15 protein-coding genes are annotated in these 14,907 nt (G+C 71.4%); 6 read left to right on the top strand and 9 right to left on the bottom strand.

Translation table 11 applies throughout. The annotated features are described in order from the left end of the window. Positions 1–117: 117 nt before the first annotated feature. The gene (locus tag D9753_RS14950; RefSeq protein WP_240468158.1) at positions 118–927 is read left to right on the top strand and encodes a phosphatase PAP2 family protein; all 810 of its coding nucleotides are present in this window, start codon (positions 118–120) and stop codon (positions 925–927) included. A gap of 19 nt (positions 928–946) precedes the next feature. Here the strand turns inward: D9753_RS14950 and D9753_RS14955 are convergent, their stop codons facing one another. Next, the gene (locus tag D9753_RS14955) at positions 947–1,840 is read right to left on the bottom strand and encodes an IS982 family transposase (RefSeq protein WP_121787465.1); all 894 of its coding nucleotides are present in this window, start codon (positions 1,838–1,840) and stop codon (positions 947–949) included. 115 nt (positions 1,841–1,955) lie between these two features. Between D9753_RS14955 and D9753_RS14960 the strand changes: the two genes are divergently transcribed. Further along, positions 1,956–2,525 carry a MepB family protein gene (locus tag D9753_RS14960; RefSeq protein WP_121787466.1) on the top strand — a complete coding sequence of 190 codons (570 nt, stop codon included), beginning with the start codon at positions 1,956–1,958 and terminating at the stop codon, positions 2,523–2,525. A 62-nt stretch (positions 2,526–2,587) separates the two neighbouring features. On the opposite strand, the gene D9753_RS14965 is transcribed toward D9753_RS14960, so the two are convergent. From D9753_RS14965 to D9753_RS15000, 8 genes are all read right to left on the bottom strand, one after another. Next, entirely contained in the window at positions 2,588–3,238 is a 651-nt protein-coding gene (locus tag D9753_RS14965; protein ID WP_205614151.1) for a TetR/AcrR family transcriptional regulator, read from the bottom strand. A gap of 10 nt (positions 3,239–3,248) precedes the next feature. Further along, a complete protein-coding gene (locus D9753_RS14970) occupies positions 3,249–3,557 on the bottom strand; it encodes a DUF4229 domain-containing protein (RefSeq protein WP_121787468.1) in 309 nt (102 codons plus the stop codon). 77 nt (positions 3,558–3,634) lie between these two features. Further along, positions 3,635–4,159, bottom strand: a complete 525-nt coding sequence (locus D9753_RS14975; protein ID WP_121787469.1) for a GNAT family N-acetyltransferase — start codon at positions 4,157–4,159, stop codon at positions 3,635–3,637. Positions 4,160–4,167: 8 nt separating this feature from the next. Continuing rightward, on the bottom strand, positions 4,168–5,331 hold the full coding sequence (gene mqnE, locus D9753_RS14980; protein ID WP_121787470.1) for an aminofutalosine synthase MqnE: 1,164 nt from the start codon (positions 5,329–5,331) through the stop codon (positions 4,168–4,170). 37 nt (positions 5,332–5,368) lie between these two features. After that, positions 5,369–5,824: an Lrp/AsnC family transcriptional regulator gene (locus tag D9753_RS14985; protein WP_121787471.1), complete on the bottom strand. Its 456-nt coding sequence runs from the start codon at positions 5,822–5,824 to the stop codon at positions 5,369–5,371. Positions 5,825–5,880: 56 nt separating this feature from the next. Beyond that, positions 5,881–6,534 (bottom strand): UbiX family flavin prenyltransferase, encoded by a 654-nt coding sequence (locus D9753_RS14990; protein ID WP_121787472.1) that lies wholly within the window; start codon positions 6,532–6,534, stop codon positions 5,881–5,883. An 80-nt stretch (positions 6,535–6,614) separates the two neighbouring features. After that, entirely contained in the window at positions 6,615–7,517 is a 903-nt protein-coding gene (mqnP, locus tag D9753_RS14995) for a menaquinone biosynthesis prenyltransferase MqnP (protein ID WP_121787473.1), read from the bottom strand. Next, positions 7,514–8,965, bottom strand: a complete 1,452-nt coding sequence (locus tag D9753_RS15000) for a menaquinone biosynthesis decarboxylase (protein WP_121787474.1) — start codon at positions 8,963–8,965, stop codon at positions 7,514–7,516. Before D9753_RS15000 ends, mqnP begins: the two co-directional genes overlap by 4 nt. A 76-nt stretch (positions 8,966–9,041) precedes the next feature. Between D9753_RS15000 and D9753_RS15005 the strand changes: the two genes are divergently transcribed. The 4 genes from D9753_RS15005 (at position 9,042) to D9753_RS15020 (ending at position 14,834) form a co-directional block, all read left to right on the top strand. Further along, positions 9,042–9,371: a PLD nuclease N-terminal domain-containing protein gene (locus tag D9753_RS15005; RefSeq protein WP_121787475.1), complete on the top strand. Its 330-nt coding sequence runs from the start codon at positions 9,042–9,044 to the stop codon at positions 9,369–9,371. A 257-nt stretch (positions 9,372–9,628) separates the two neighbouring features. Beyond that, positions 9,629–11,041, top strand: a complete 1,413-nt coding sequence (locus tag D9753_RS15010; protein WP_121787476.1) for a condensation domain-containing protein — start codon at positions 9,629–9,631, stop codon at positions 11,039–11,041. A gap of 71 nt (positions 11,042–11,112) precedes the next feature. After that, on the top strand, positions 11,113–13,287 hold the full coding sequence (locus D9753_RS15015; protein WP_240468159.1) for a hypothetical protein: 2,175 nt from the start codon (positions 11,113–11,115) through the stop codon (positions 13,285–13,287). Next, a complete protein-coding gene (locus tag D9753_RS15020; protein ID WP_121787477.1) occupies positions 13,287–14,834 on the top strand; it encodes an ABC transporter substrate-binding protein in 1,548 nt (515 codons plus the stop codon). Before D9753_RS15015 ends, D9753_RS15020 begins: the two co-directional genes overlap by 1 nt. Positions 14,835–14,907 lie beyond the last annotated feature (73 nt).

Genomic DNA, 14,907 nt, shown 5'->3' on the forward strand with positions numbered 1-14,907 from the left:
AACAGAGCGATGACTCAGCACGATTCCCAGTCCCTGCCCGCGCACCGCCCGGCGGCATCGAGGCAGGCCCCCGAGGCCCCCGCCGACCCCAGCCCGTCGCGTACGACCCGGCCGTGGATGCCGGCTCTGCTGTACACCCTGGGGTTCCTGGCGGTCTACCTGCTCGCCATCTGCACCCCGTGGGGGCAACGAGCTGAGAACGCCCTGTTTCATCTCGGTAAACAGGGCGGCGAAGAAGCATGGATCTACCCCCTGTCAGGATCGGCCTACGGCTCGACGCCCCTGCCGCCGTTGGAATTGAGCGCCAAGCCCACCGTGATGGTGGGCCTGGCCGTCATCGTGATCCTCACCCTGGTGCGGCGGTGCTGGCGGCAGGGGTGCGCGGCGCTCGGGGTCGTCATTCTCACGACCGTGGGCAAGGAGGTGCTCAAATCGACCATCCTCCCCCGCCCCGATCTGGTGGGCGCGCCGGAGAATCTCCTTGATCAGGGTTTCCCCAGCGGCCACACGGCCATCCCCGCCGCGCTGACCCTCGCCGCCGTCCTCGTGGTTTCCCCTCACATCCGCCCCTACGTCGCCACGGTCGGTGTGCTGTGGCTCGCCTGCATCGCCGCCGCCAGCGCGACCATGGGCGGCCACCGGCCCAGCGAAGTGCTGGGAGCCACACTGTTGGCCTGTGCCTGTTACGGCCTCGCAACCTGGCTGCTGCCGCCAGCCGCCGCGCCAGGCGCCACGCGGAGCCCCCGTACGCTGCCCGTCATCACCCTGACGCTGGCACTGGCCGTCGCCCTCGTTTCCGGCGCACGGAACGACACCCTCACAAGGTCACTGGTCTCCGCGGCGACGGCCTTCATATGTGCGGCCCTGGTCTGGTACGCCGCAGTCGGGCGGCCCGCACCGGGCGAACGTTGCCTGATGCGGCACTAGACGAGTCATTCCGATGTGATCAGTGGTCGTAGGCGATGAGGGAGCGTGTGACCGGCTGGCCGGTCTTGTGGTTGTGCCAAATCGCGGCGGCCATCGCGAGGACGCGCTGGGCAACGCGGACGGCGACGCCTTCGAAGGTCCAGCCGCCGTGCTGTTCCAGGTCGAGCTGGCCCTTGAGGGTGTCATTGACCGACTCGATCAGCTGTCGCACTGATTTCAGGAGGCTCTCGCCCTTGCGTTTGTTCTCGCGCTTGAACGACGGCCGCAACAACTCGGCACCCCGCAAGGCCAGATCGGCCTCGAACTCCTTGGAGGCGAAGCCCTTGTCGGAGATCACCAGCAGCCCCGGCCGGTCCGTGACCGTCTCCGGTTCGCGGTCGAGCATCGCGGTCAGTACCTCGCGTTCGTCGATCTTCGGGTTGGCAAGAGCCCACAGGATGGGCATCCCGGTCGGGGTGCATACCAGGAACAGGCGCAGGCCCCAGAAGAACCGGCTGTGGCTGGCGCAGTACCCGTATCCGGCCCAGCCGGCCACGTCCGACCGCTTCACGGTCGGACGCGAGCGACCGCATTCCACCGGCGTGGAGTCGACGATCCAATGGTTGTCGAACCAGAAGTCCGTGTCGGCGGCCAGGAGCCGTATGGTCTTCTTGACCAGCGGCAACGCGGCCCTCAGCCGCTTGTTCCAGCCCGGCTGCTTGGGCACGTACGGGAACATCTCACCCAGGCGGGAGTCCACGAACCTCAGCCACCGCGACTCCGAAGTGAAGCCTAGCAGCGCCTGCGCGACGGCGAGGCAGACGAGCTCGGAGTCCGTCAGCTGCGGCGGTCGGCCCAGCCATCGGGTGCTTCCGATCTCGTCGTCGATCTTCACGTACAGTGCGGTCAGCAGGGCGTCCAGGTTGTTCGTCACACAACGATCTTGGATGCCCTGTCTGCGTTCCCGGACACACCGTCAGCATTCGAATGTCGTAACGAGATCTGCACCCCAGTTCGGTCGGCGAGAGTATTCGTGACAGGGTGAACGAATGGCGACGAACCGTGGGCACTCACCCGATCTCCACCCCACCGGATTCAAACCGTGGTCGGACACCACCCCGGCCCACAGAGATCTCCTCGCGGCGAAAGCGCTCGTCTACGACCCCTGCGGGTTCACCTGCTCGCAGCCGGCCCCAGAAACCGAGAGTGCCGCATACGCCGCCCACGCCTTCATCCTTGACGGACTCGCCATCCGATTCCGCGCAGCCAAGACGACCCCGACCAAGGTCGGCCAGTTCGTCACCGTATGGAAGAGGTCCCCGGGCAAGCCCATCCAGCCTTTCGACGCCACCGACCCCGTCGACCTCTTCGTCGTCAGCACCCGCGACCATCATCACTTCGGCCAGTTCGTCTTTCCCATGGACGCGCTCTGCCAACACGGTGTCGCATCAGCAGACGGCTCCGGTGGGAAACGAGCCTTCCGCGTCTACCCGCCCTGGGTGACCACCACCAACCGCCAAGCCGGCGCTGCGCAGGCGTGGCAGCTGGACTACTTCCTACACCTGCCCCAGGACCGACCCATCGATTCCGCCCGCGCCCAAAAGCTGTACCACCCATAGGTCGGACGACCAGCCGGGGTGACACGATCGCCTACGACCTCTGATCATTCGGAATGACTCGTCTAGGAGTCGGCCGGCGGCGGAGCCCAGGGGTGGCCCCGCATCAGGTTGGACAGGCCCGCCCAGGCGAAGTTCATCAGGGTCGCCGCCGACTGCCGCGCGGTCACCCCGGGTGTGGCGTTCGCCCACGCGGCGAGCGACTCCGCCGCACCGACCAGCGCTTCCGCGATCCCGGCCACCTCCCGCTCGGGCAGGTCCGGATCCCGGTGCGCCTCCCGCGCCGCGACCACGACCAGCCGGGTCACGAACGCGACGATCTCCGCGCGCATCGCGGCGACCTCGGCCGCGAAGGGCTCACCGTGCGTCCGGGCCTGCAGGTGCAGCACGGACCAGCCGTCGGGATGCTCGGCGGTGTGCGCGAAGAACGCCCGCAGCCCGTCCCAGAGCTGCCGGTCGGCGGGCAGGTCCGGCCGGACCCCCGCGCGGACGGCCGCCGTGAGCGCGGCGGCCTCACGGCGGATGCAGGCGGTGAAGAGGCATTCCTTCGACGTCAGGTACAGATAGACCAACGGCTTGGACACGCCCGCGAGTTCGGCGATCTCGTCCATCGAGGCGGCCATGTAGCCGCGTTGGCCGAAGATCCGCACGGCCGCGTCGAGCATCTGCTGCTCCCGCACCGCCCTCGGCATCCGTTTGGTCTTGACGCCACCCATGAGGGCCAGCCTAGTTGGGCGCGGTGGCCCCGCCCTGCGTCCGGGACGCGTCGTCGGCCAGATCCTCCTGGCTGCGGTTGGCATCCAGGTTGGCCTTCATCCGGTCGACCTTGTGCACGATCTGCACCGAGGCCCGCTCCCGCTCCTTGCGCAGCACGACCCAGCTAACCGGTGCGGAGACGACGAGGGCGAGCAGCAGGACCCACAGGACGTTGGAGTCGCCGAAGCCGCGCGGGAAGATGCCCGAGTAGACGGCACCCCAGACGACAAGGAGGCAGCCCGCGAAGATACCGAGGCGCATCAGCGTGTAGCGGAGCATCTCAATCCACTCGTCCGATTCCAAAAGGGTCAGCGTCCAGTGAAGCACGAGCCGCGGGTGGCGACGCAGGGGGGTCGTCAGCCGAGCGGCAGCAGCATGACGATGTCGTCCCGGTCGTCGCCGGGCGCGACCCGGATGGCGTCCGGGACGCGGCCGACCTCCTTGTAGCCGCAGGAGGCGTAGAACCGCTCCAGCCCCAGCCCGCCCCGGCAGGTCAGCCGTACCGCCTCGACGCCCTCGATGTCCCGGGCCGCGTCCGCGGCGGCGGCCAGCAGGTCGCGGCCGTAGCCCCGGCCCTGGTGCCGGGGGTGGACCATCACCGTGTACAACCACACCCAGTGGGTCATCAGCCGGTGCGTGTTGCGGGTGAGGAAGGCGGTCGCGGCCACCTCGCCGGCCTCGTCGTGGCCGACGAGCAGCCGGGTGTGCCCCTCGGCCATCTGCACGAGGTGCCGTACCAGCTCGGGCCGTATCTCCTCGGGGGTCACCGGGGCGACGAAGCCGACGGCCCCGCCCGCGTTCGTGACGTCCGTCCACAGACCGAGGACGCCGTCACGGAGCGCGGGGGTGACCGGCGGGTCCAGCGTGAAGGTGAGGGGCATCGGAGACGTCAGACCCGCATCGGCTGGGGGGAATCGCGGCGCGCCGGGTCCGGGCCCTCGTACTCGCGGATGATCTCGTAGCGGGTGTTGCGCTCCACCGGGCGGAAGCCCGCGTCCCGGATCAGGTCCAGGAGGTCCTCGCGGGTCAGCTTGTTCGGGGTGCCGTAGTTGTCCGCGTCGTGCGTGATCTTGTACTCGACGACCGAGCCGTCCATGTCGTCGGCGCCGTGCTGGAGGGCAAGCTGGGCGGTCTGCACACCGTGCATGACCCAGAACACCTTCACGTGCGGGACGTTGTCGAAGAGGAGCCGGGAGACCGCGAACGTCTTCAGGGCCTCCGCGCCCGTCGCCATCTGGGTGCGGGCCTGGAGGGTGTTCCTGACCTTGCCGTCCTTCACGTCCACGAAGTCGTGCTGGTAGCGCAGCGGGATGAAGACCTGGAAGCCGCCGGTCTCGTCCTGCAGCTCACGCAGCCGCAGCACGTGGTCGACGCGGTGGCGGGGCTCCTCGATGTGGCCGTACAGCATGGTGCACGGGGTCTTCAGACCCTTCTCGTGCGCCAGGCGGTGGATGCGGGACCAGTCCTCCCAGTGGGTGCGGTGGTCCACGATGTGCTGCCGGACCTCCCAGTCGAAGATCTCGGCGCCGCCGCCGGTGAGGGACTCCAGGCCCGCGTCGATCAGCTCGTCGAGGATCTCCGACGCCGACAGCCCGGAGATCGTCTCGAAGTGATGGATCTCGGTGGCCGTGAACGCCTTCAGCGAGACGTGCGGAAGGGCCGCCTTCAGCTCCCGCAGCGAACGCGGGTAGTACCGCCACGGCAGGTTCGGGTGCAGACCGTTGACGATGTGCAGCTCGGTGAGGTTCTCCGACTCCATCGACCTGGCCAGCCGGACGGCCTCCTCGATGCGCATCGTGTACGCGTCCTTCTCGCCCGGCTTGCGCTGGAACGAGCAGTAGGCGCACGAGGCCGTGCACACGTTGGTCATGTTCAGGTGCCGGTTGACGTTGAAGTGCACCACGTCACCGTTCTTGCGGGTCCGCACCTCGTGGGCGAGCCCGCCCAGCCAGGCCAGGTCGTCCGACTCGTACAGCGCGATGCCGTCCTCGCGGGTCAGCCGCTCCCCGGAACGGACCTTCTCCTCCAGCTCGCGCTTGAGCCCGACGTCCATGCCCACACCTTTCTCCGACAACCCGGCCACGGTATCCCTAGACCTCTTCCGGCAACTCGCCGACCCGGTTCTCCCACTTCGTGGAGAGCACGATGGTGGTCCGGGTCCGGGACACCCCCCGGGTGCCGCTCAGCCGCCGGATCGTCTTCTCCAGGCCGTCCACGTCCGTCGAACGCACCTTGAGCATGAAGGAGTCGTCACCGGCGATGAACCAGCAGTCCTCGATCTCCGACAGGTCCCGCAGCCGCTGCGCCACGTCCTCGTGGTCGGCGGCGTCCGACAGCGAGATGCCGATCAGGGCGGTCACGCCGAGACCCAGCGAGGCCGAGTCCACCGTCGCGCGGTAACCGGTGATGACACCGGCCGCCTCCAGCCGGTTGATGCGGTCGGTGACGCTGGGGCCCGACAGGCCGACGAGGCGTCCCAGCTCCGCGTAGGAGGCCCGGCCGTTCTCCCGCAGAGCCTGGATGAGCTGCCTGTCCACCGCGTCCATGCGATCGAAGCCTTCCGGTGAATGTTCCTGAAGTGATGAGAGGTACGTACGTACTGCTACTTGTCCGCCGTGCCGCCGCCGCCCAGCTCGCCCCGCCAGCGCCGGTACAGGCCGTGGCGCACTCCCGCCGCGTCCAGCACCCGGCCGCCGACGAAGTCCACCAGGTCCTGGATGTGGGTGGCGCCCGCGTAGAAGGCGGGCGAGGCCGGGACGACCACGGCTCCGGCGTCGTCCAGGGCCACCAGGTGCCGCAGCGTCTGCCCGTTCAGCGGGGTCTCCCGCACGGCCACGACCAGCGTCCGGCGCTCCTTCAGCGTGACGCTCGCCGCGCGCTGGAGCAGATCCTTGGACAGGCCGAGCGCCACACCCGCCACACAGGCGGTGGAGGCGGGCACGATCAGCATCCCCTTCGCCGGATACGACCCCGAGGACGGCCCGGCGGCGAGATCACCCGCGTTCCAGTACCGCACCCCGCTGGCGTCCACCTCGAAGGTCTCCGGCTTGCCGTCCGCGCCACGCGCCAGCCAGGTGCGCAGGTCGTCCCGCCAGTGGGCGTCCCGGAACGAGATCCCCGTCTCGTCCAGCAGCGTCAGCCGCGAGGCCCGGCTGACCACCAGGTCCACCGCTTCGCCCGCCGTCAGCAGCGCGCGCAGCACGGCCGCCGCGTACGGCGTCCCGGAAGCTCCGGACACCCCCACGATCCAAGGCACGCGCTGCGTTTCTCCTGCGTTCACACCTTGAGCGTACCGGCGGACGCGAAGGGGCTCAGGACCGGTGGCCCCCAGGCCCCTCAGACGGTGAGTCCGCGCACCAGCAGATCCAGCAGCGCGCACACGAACAGGGCAATGCCGATGAAGCCGTTGACGGAGAAGAACGCCCGGTTCAGCCGGGACAGGTCGTGGGGGCGCACGATGCGGTGCTCGTAGACGAACGCGGCGGCGACGATCAGCAGACCCAGCCAGAAGAACGCACCGGCGTGGGTGGCGACGCCGTACCAGGCGAACAGGGCCGTCGTCACCGTGTGGCAGGCCCGGGCGCCCCAGATCGCGGCCGGGACGCCGAAGCGGGCCGGCACCGACCGGACACCGACCTCCCGGTCGGTCTCGACGTCCTGGCAGGCGTAGATCAGGTCGAAGCCGCCGATCCACACGCCCACCGCGAGCCCGAGGACGACCGCGTCCCAGGACCAGGACCCGGACACGGCCAGCCAGCCGCCGATGGGCCCCATGGCCTGGGCGAGGCCCAGGATGGCCTGCGGGAAGTCGGTGAACCGCTTCCCGTAGGGGTAGACCACCATCGGGATCACCGCGACCGGCGCCAGGGCCAGGCAGAGCGGGTTCAACAGGGCCGCCGCGCCGAGGAAGACCACCAGGGCGACCAGGGCGCCCGTCCAGGCGTGCTTCACCGACATCGCGCCGGTCACCAGCTCGCGGTGGGCCGTGCGCGGGTTACGGGCGTCGATCTCGCGGTCGATGATCCGGTTGACGGCCATGGCGAAGGTGCGCAGGCCGACCATGCACACCGTGACCAGGAGCAGGCGGACCCAGTGGATGTTCCTGTCCCACGCGTACATCGCCGTCAGGGTGGCGATGTACGCGAAGGGCAGTGCGAAGACCGAGTGCTCGATCATCACCAGGCGCAGGAACGCCTTGGTGCGTCCCGGCCGGGGCATGGCGGCGGACATGGACGTCACAGTCCGTACTCCTTCCAGCGGCGGTCCACCAGGGCCGCCGTTCCCGGGTCCGACAGGACCATCTCCGGCCACCCGCCGTCACGGGTGTAGCCCTCCTCCGGCCACTTCCGCGTGGCGTCGATGCCCGCCTTGCCGCCCCAGAACTGCTGGTAGGAGGCGTGGTCGAGATGGTCGACAGGGCCTTCGACGACCGTGAGGTCACGGCCGTAGTCCGTGTTGCCGAGCGCCCGCCAGGCCACCTCGTGCAGATCGTGGACGTCGCAGTCGGCGTCCACGACCACGATCAGCTTGGTGAGGGACATCATGTGCGCCCCCCAGACGGCGTGCATCACCTTCTGCGCGTGCTTGGGGTACTTCTTGTCGATCGAGACGATCGCGCAGTTGTGGAAACCGCCGGCCTCCGGCAGGTGGTAGTCCACGATGTCCGGGACGATGATCTTCAGCAGGGGCAGGAAGAAGCGTTCCGTGGCCCGGCCGAGGGGACCGTCCTCCGTCGGGGGGCGGCCGACCACGATCGACTGGAGCAGGGGGCGCCTGCGCATCGTCACGCAGTCGATCGTCAGCGCCGGGAAGGGCTCCTGCGGGGTGTAGAAGCCGGTGTGATCGCCGAAGGGGCCCTCGGGGAGCACCTCGCCGGGCTCCAGCCAGCCCTCCAGGACCACCTCGGCCTGCGCGGGCACCTGGAGCGGGACCGTCTTGCAGTCGACCATCTCGATCCGCTTGCCGGCGAGGAACCCCGCGAACAGGTACTCGTCGATGTCGCCGGGGAGCGGGGCGGTGGAGGCGTACGTGACGGCCGGCGGGCAGCCGAAGGCGATGGCCACCGGGAGGCGCTCACCCCGGCGGGCGGCCACCTGGTAGTGGTTGCGGCTGTCCTTGTGGATCTGCCAGTGCATGCCGATGGTGCGCTTGTCGTGGCGCTGGAGGCGGTAGAGGCCGAGGTTGCGGATCCCCGTCTCCGGGTCCTTGGTGTGGGTCAGTCCCAGGTTGAAGAAGGAACCGCCGTCCTCGGGCCAGGTGAACAGCGCCGGCAGCCGGTCGAGGTCGACGTCGTCGCCGTGCAGGACGACCTCCTGCACCGGGGCGTCCTTCACCTTCTTCGGCGGTACGTGCGCCATCGCGCCGAGCTTGCCGAACGCCTCGCGCACACCGACGAAGCCGTGCGGCAGCTCCGGCCGCAGCAGGCCGCCGATCCGCTCGGAGATCTCGGCGTACGACGTGAGACCCAGCGCCTTCAGCAGGCGGCGGTCGGTGCCGTACACGTTCATGGCGAGAGGCATGTCCGAGCCGCGCACGTTCTCGAAGAGCAGCGCCGGGCCGCCGGACTTCTGCACCCGGTCGACGATCTCCCCGACTTCCAGATGCGGATCGACCTCGGCCTTGACGCGCCTGAGGTCTCCCTCGCGCTCCAGTGCCCGCAGCAGGGAGCGAAGATCGTCGTAAGCCATGTGTCCCAGTATCGGCCACCCGCTACTCTGACCGGGTCACCAGGGTCGTCTCACGGCGTGGGGAGTACGCGCGGCCATGCTCAGGTATCTGCCGTTCCTGCTGGTCCTCGCGCTGTGGATCTACGCCTTCGTGGACTGTCTGAACACCCCCGACGACGAGGTCCGCCACCTGCCGAAGGCGGCCTGGCTGATCGTCATCCTGCTGTTCGGCGAGGTGCTGGTCGGACCGGTCGCCTGGCTGCTCACCGGCCGGGTGCGGCAGGGGTACGCCGACGGCCCGGCCCCGTCACGACGCGGTGACGCCACCGCCGCGCGCTGGGTCGCCCCGGACGACAACCCCGAGTTCCTGAAGTCCCTGGACGAGCGGGACACGCTGGACAAGGACGACGACCCCCGCCACGACTAGCGGAAGACGGCGACCCGGTACCGGGGCACGATCTCCCGCGCCCCGGGGTCCCAGCCGGTCACCTCACCCGGACCCGGCCCTCGGGCAGCTCCGTGACGGCTGGGACGGCCGCCCCGGTCACCGTCGGTTATTCACTTCCGCGTTCGGCCTGCCACCCGTTCCGTTGAAAAGAACCGGACGGGCATGTCCCGGCCGCGTTTCGCGGCGATGCCTTGAGGGGGGCCCGCACCCAGGGGTCCCTTTGCGATGGGAGACGCGTGCGAATCACTGACATCCAGCGCTGCGAGGTCCGGCCGGGACGGCTCGTCGAGTGGACGCTGAGCCCGGCGACCGTCGAGGCGGCGACGGCGCTCCCGGACGACTCCCGGCCGCCCGCCTACATCCAGGAGTCGCACATCAGAACGGCCAAGTGCGTACGGGACGACGGGCTGTTCGTGCCGACCTGGCTCGGCACCGCCTTCGACCTGCCGGGCCCAGTCGACCTGGACGTGCTCCAGGAGGCGCTGCGCGCCTGGACCGTACGGCACGAGACGCTGCGCAGCGGCTTCCGCTGGGCGGGCGGTGCGGGCGACGAGCTGCGCCGGTTCACGCTCGACGCGGCCGACGTGACCCTGCACCGGGAGGTGGTCGGCGACTTCCCCGACCCCGACCGGCTCGTACGGCACCTCCAGGACCGCTTCGACCGCGTCGCGGACGCGCTGCGCTGGCCGAACCTCATCTACACGGCGGTCCTCCGGGACGACGGCGCCAGCGTGTACATGGCCTTCGACCACAGCAACGTCGACGCCTACTCCGTGCACCGGATCGCCGCCGAGATCCACGAGCTGTACACGGCCGGCACCGCGGGCGTCACCCCCGAGACCCGCGCCCCCGTCGCGAGCTACGTCGACTTCTGCGAGATCGAGCGGGCGGACGCCGACCGGCTCGACGGCGGACACGACATCGTCGCGCGCTGGCGCGATTTCATCCGCCGCTGCGACGGGACCCTGCCCGGCTTCCCCGTCGACCTCGGCCTGGACCCGGACGGCCCGCTGCCGCGGCAGCAGATGCTGTGCGAGCCGCTGGCGGACGCGGACGACGCGGCGGCGTTCGAGGCGTACTGCCGCCGCTACGGCGGCAGCATGGTCGGGCTGCTGGCCGCGACCGGGCTCATCGTCCACGAGCTGGGCGGGCAGGCGGTGTACCGGACGGTGGTGCCGTTCCACACCCGGGTGAAGTCGCGGTGGAGCGACTCGGTGGGCTGGTACGTGGGCGGCGCCCCCATCGAGGTGCCCGTGAGCCGCACCCGCTTCCCGGAGACCGTGCGGGCGGTGCGTGCCGAGCTGCAGGCGAACCGGCCGCTGGCCCGGATGCCGCTGGCCCGGGTGCTGGCCCTGCTCGGCACGGACTTCCGGCCGACCTCCCCGGACCTGTACTCGATCGTCTCCTACCTCGACGCGCGCACCATCACCGGCGCCGAGCGGTGGCCCGAGCAGCGGGCGCACGCACTGCTGCGGGTGTCGTACGGGGACCAGGTGTGCGTGTGGGTGAACCGGCTGCACGAGGGGCTGTGGCTGGCGAGCCGCTACCCGGACACGGACGTCGCGGCCAAGAACATGCGCCTGTACGTCGAGCGGCTGCGGGACCGGATCGCCTCGGTGGCCCACGGACGCCTCCCGGCGGTTTCGTGACCCAACGGTCATCACGGGCCCTGGTGTGGATCAACTATCCCTTTCTACACTGGTGTTGAGGGGGAGATGCGGTGCACAGACGGTTGCACGGGCGCGGGGCGCTGTTCGACGTGGATCCGGCCGGCCTCGCGCCGCGGCTCGTGGGCCTGCGCCCGCACCAGCACCGCGGCCATCCGTACGAGCACCCGGACGAACCGCCGTTCGTGGTGCTCACCGGGGCGCGCGGGCTCGGCAAGAGCGCGGTCCTCGCCGAGCTGCGGGACGCCTACCGGGGGCACACGCCGGTCGCGCTGGCCGACTGCGCGGAGGCCCAGTTCGCGGCGCCGCCCGCGGACCGGCCCGCCGCCTCCTGGTCGCCGCTCGCGCAGGCGCTACTGGTGATCGCCGAGCAGCTCGCGGCGCCGGTGACGGGCGCCGGCCGGATCACGTTCCCGCGGCTGATGCCGGGCCTGGTCGCGGTGGCCGCGGGCGGCTGGGGCGACGCCGACTCGGAGCGGATCCGCCGGGAGGTCGAGCGGATCCTGCTGCTGAACGAGGGCGGCACGTGGATCAGCGGGCTGGCCGGGCGCTGGGCCGGGAAAGTGGCGGCCAAGGTGGTCGCCGCGGCCACCGGCACCGGGCCACTGGTGTCGGGCGCCATCGAGGCGACCCTGGAGTCCGTCGCCGAGGGGTTCAGCAGCCGCCGGCAGCAGCGGGCATCGGTGTGGTACCGGACGTATCCGAACGCGGGCGGCAACGCCCAGCGCGGCCTGATGCTGCTGTCCGGGCACTTCCGGGACGGCGGCGGCTCACGGGAGCACGCCGAACGGTATCTGGTGCGGGCGCTGCTGGCCGACCTGACGGAGGCGTACGCGGGGATGCTGCCGCGGATGCAGCGGCTGGGCCGGCCGCTGGTGCTGCTGGACAACGCGCAGTCGGCGCCGGGCCCCGGGCTGGTGGCGGCCGTGCTGCGGGACCGTACCGAGGGCATCAGGGACCGGGTGGCGTTCGTCGCCGCCCGGCGCGGCGAGGGCCGGGAGGAACTGCCGGGCGCGGCACGGCGGGAACTGGCGGAGGCGGCCCGGCGCTGCGACTGGACGCCGGACGCGGCGCCCTCCTCACGGGCGCTGCTGCTCGCGCTGCCGCCACTGAGCCAGGACGACACCCTGCACATCGTCGGCGCGGTCCGCGCGGACCTCGCGGTCCCGCCGCAGCTACCGCCCGCCGTGCACCGGCTGACCGGCGGGAACCCGCTGGGCATCGCGCTGCTCGCCGAGTCCGCCGCGCAGGCGCTGCCCGGCGTGTCCTCGCTGGGCGGACTCCTCACCGCCGGCCTGCGGCCCGCCGAGGACCGGCCCGCCGTGCCCGCCTACGAGGCGCTGCTGGACCGGCTCGTGCCGGCCGAGCACCTGGAGGAGCTGACCGTGCTGGCCGCCGCCCATGACCACGGTTCGGCCTGCGCACTGGCCGCGGCGCTGCTGCCGGACACCTTCGGACCGGCGAGCGTACGGGCGCTCCAGAGGCTGCTCGTCGAAGAGGGGCTGCCCGCCGTGCCGGGCCGCTTCGTCGGCGACCCGTTCGTCCGCACCCTGCTCCTGCTCCGGCTGCACCTGCGCGACACCGGCCACGCGTCCTGGCGTACCGCCCACGAGACGGTGGCCGCCCACTACCCCGGCCCCGAGCACGCCCGGTACCGGCTGCACCACGAACTCGCCCTCGGGGACACCGGGCCGGCGGTCGCCCACCTGTGCGACACCTTCGCCGGCGCGGACCCCCGGGCCTGGCTGCGCACCCTGCGCTTCATCGCGTCCGCGCCCTACTTCCACGCGCACGACGCCGAGGGCCGCGACTTCACCGGCCGTGACGACCGGCGGGCCGCCGTCGCGCTCGGCCGCACGGACGCCGGGCACGCCGTCCCGGAGGGCGCGGACGCCGTGCTGCACCTGCGGATACGGCGGCTGCTGCACGCCGTGTGGCTGCTGGCCGACCCGCTGGTCCTGCCCGACCCGCAGGTGTGCGACCGGCTCCGCTTCGAGCTGGAGCAGCTCTCCAACCTGCGGCCGGCGGCCAACGCGCTGCTGTGGCAGGCCTCCCGGGACTGGCCGGCGGCAGCGCTCGCCGGGCGCCCGATGGACGGCCCCGGGCCCGCGCCCGGCGGGGACGGCCCGGAGGACGCCGGCGGCACGAACGACCCGGACGACCCGGAGGACCCGGACCACCCGGCCACCGCGGACGACGGCCCGGACCACCGACGCGGGGAGACGTGATGGCGCGCAGGGGCGTGGGCACGTGGCTGCGGGAGGGCGTGTGGGAGATCCCGCTGCGCCGCTACACGGCCCTGCTGGTGACGCTGGCCCTGGTGGCCGGCCTGGGGTTCGCGGTGCGGGCCCTGCTGCACGAGGACCGCTCCTGCGCGCCCGGGGTGTCCCGGCCGGCCGGCGGCCACGAGTGCGTGGGGGTGGCGACCGGGCCGTACGACTTCGGGCAGCCCCGGCTGCGGGACGTGGTCCGGGCGATCGGCCGGGAGAACGACCGCCTCCGCGCCGGCGGTTACGTCACGGTGGCGCTGATGCTGCCGTACACCTCGACGTCGCCGACCAGCCAGAACGACATCCGCCACCAGCTCCAGGGCGCCTACCTGGCGCAGTACCAGGCCAACCACGACGCCAACGGTGAACGCCCGCTCGTCCGGCTGGTCCTCGCCAACCCGGGCGCGACCGGCGCGCACTGGCGGCAGACGGTCGACCGGCTGGTCGCGATGACGGCGAGCCCGGACCGGCTGCGGGTGGTCGCCGGCATCGGGCAGAGCACCGAAGCCAACAAACAGGCCGTCAGGGAGCTGACCCGGCACCACGTCCCGGTGATCGGCTCCTCCATCACCGCCGACGACCTCGCCAACGGGCAGCGGGGCGGGGACCCCTTCCCCGGGCTGGCCCGGGTGGCGCCGACCAACACCGACGAGGCCCGCGCGCTGGCCTCCTTCGCCAAGGTCAGCGCGGGCAGGGCGCTGCTGGTGTACGACAGGCCCGGCGACCCCTACACGCGCACCCTCCAGGAGTCCTTCGCGGCGCTGATCAAGGGCTCGCCTTTCGAGTCGCAGCCGTTCACGCCGCCCGCCGACCGCAGCAAGGAGGGCACGACCGCGAACACGTTCCGGCAGATCACCCACCTGGTGTGCGACACCCCGCGGGAGACGGACACGCTCCTGTTCGCGGGCCGGCACACCCAGCTCCGCCAGTTCATCAACGCCCTGGGCGGGCGGGGCTGCCAGGACCGGCGGTTCACGGTGCTGACCGGCGACGAGGCGTCGTACCTGACGCACGAGAAGGACCTGGACCGCGGCGCGCTGGGGCGCAACCTCGCCGTCCGCTACACCTCCCTCGCCCACCCGGACGCCTGGACGAAGGACCCGGCGCGGACGGGCGGCTCGGCGGCTGATTCCGCGGCGCTGCGGAAGCTGCTGACGGCCGCGGGCCGCGGGCCGATGGGCCCGGTCGGCTCGGTCGCCCTGGACGACGGGCAGCTCATCATCGGCTACGACGCCCTGCGGCTCGCCGTGCACGGCATCCGCGAGGCGGTGCCGGCCGGCCTGACCGTCCCGGCGCTCACGGACGTCGGGTTGCAGTGGCCGCAGGTCAAGGGCTCGCTGCGGGTGGACGGGGCGAGCGGCTGGATCTGCCTGGACGTGCACGGCAATCCGTACGACAAGGCGGTGCCGATCGTGGAGCTGACCCCTTCGGGCAGCTCGCGGTTCGTCCGGATCGCCTGGCCGGAGGGGAAGCCACCGGGGAAGGAGTGCCTGCCCCCGTCGTAGGCGGGACCGGCCTCCCGGGACCGGGCCGGGCGGCCGAGGCCGGAAGGCCGGAGCGGGAGGCCGCAGCGGGAGG

Source organism: Streptomyces dangxiongensis, from assembly GCF_003675325.1.
Lineage (GTDB): Bacteria > Actinomycetota > Actinomycetes > Streptomycetales > Streptomycetaceae > Streptomyces > Streptomyces dangxiongensis.